The sequence below is a fragment of the Burkholderia sp. LMG 13014 genome, assembly GCF_905232215.1.
Taxonomy (GTDB): domain Bacteria; phylum Pseudomonadota; class Gammaproteobacteria; order Burkholderiales; family Burkholderiaceae; genus Burkholderia.
This window is the reverse complement of record NZ_CAJNKE010001016.1, coordinates 1-1,239: the sequence shown is the minus strand read 5'-3', so window position 1 is coordinate 1,239 and position 1,239 is coordinate 1. Positions and strand designations below refer to the sequence as shown.

At 69.8% G+C, this 1,239-nt stretch carries 1 protein-coding gene; it reads left to right on the top strand.

Features of this window, described 5'->3' with window-relative positions; translation table 11 throughout:
• Window positions 1-64: 64 nt before the first annotated feature.
• Window positions 65-1,239 (top strand): ATP-binding protein (locus tag JYJ84_RS37020; RefSeq protein WP_205190333.1); only part of this gene is annotated, 1,175 nt, incomplete at its 3' end.

Below are 1,239 nucleotides of genomic sequence, written 5' to 3'. Positions count from 1 at the left end.
CGGTCGCCGCGCTCCGATCCGGCCCCGCTAGAGGCGTCGCCCGCTAAACGGGTAAACTGCTCGGATGCAACGAATCACCACCACCGGGCGCGTCAACCTCAGTCACCTGTTCTGGCTGCGCAATCTCGCGATCATCGGCCAGCTCGTGACGATCGGCGTCGTGCAGACCTATTTCGGCGTGCATCTGCCGTTGCCGGCGATGCTGATGGTCATCGCGCTCGAAATCGTTTTCAACGCGCTGACCTGGGTGCGCGTGCTGCGCGCGCGGCCCGAGACCAATTTCGAGCTGCTCGGCCAGCTGTGGGTCGACCTCGGTGCGTTGTCCGCGCTGCTGTTCCTGTCGGGCGGCACCACCAATCCGTTCGTGTCGCTGTACCTGCCTTCGCTCGCGATCGCGGCGGCCGTGCTGCCGTGGCACCTGATGATCTGGCTCGCGGCGTTCGCGGTCGCATGCTACGCGGCGCTCGGTTTCGACTCGGTGCCGCTCAACATGGACAATCCCGCGAACCTGTTCGACTACTACCGTACCGGGATGTGGGCGAACTTCATGGTCAGCGTCGGGCTGATCGCCTGGTTCGTCGCGCGCATGTCGAATGCGCTGCGCCAGCGCGACGCGGCGCTCGGCGAAGCGCAGCAGCACCTGCTGCGCGACGAGCGGGCGGTCGCGCTCGGCGTGCAGGCCGCCACCGTCGCGCACGAGATGGGCACGCCGCTGTCGACGATCGCGATGCTCGCCGAAGAGCTGCGCGACGCGGCGCGCGACGATCCGGGGCTGGCCCGCTACGAGGCCGACCTGAAGGTGCTCGAGGAGCAGATGTCGCTCTGCACGTCGGCGCTCGCGCGCCTGCGCAGCCGGGCGAGCGCACCCGCGAGCCGCCAGCCGGTGGACGACTGGCTCGACACGTTCGTCGAGCACTGGCGCCTGCGGCATCCGCATGTGCAGTTCGAGCTGCTCGGCGCGCGTCCGGCGGGCGTCGCGCTCGACGACACGGTCGCGGCCGGCCAGATCCTGACGATCCTGCTCGACAACGCCGCGCGCGCGAGCCCGCAGCGCGTGACGCTGGCCGCGAAGGTTGCGCACGCCGGCACGGCCGACGAGATCGAATTCGAGGTATGCGACGACGGGCCCGGCATTCCGGCCTCGTTGCGCGAATCGCTCGGCGCGATGCCGGTCGACAGCACGCAGGGCGGGCACGGGGTCGGCCTGTATCTTGCGTTCAGCGCGGCCGCGCGGCTCGG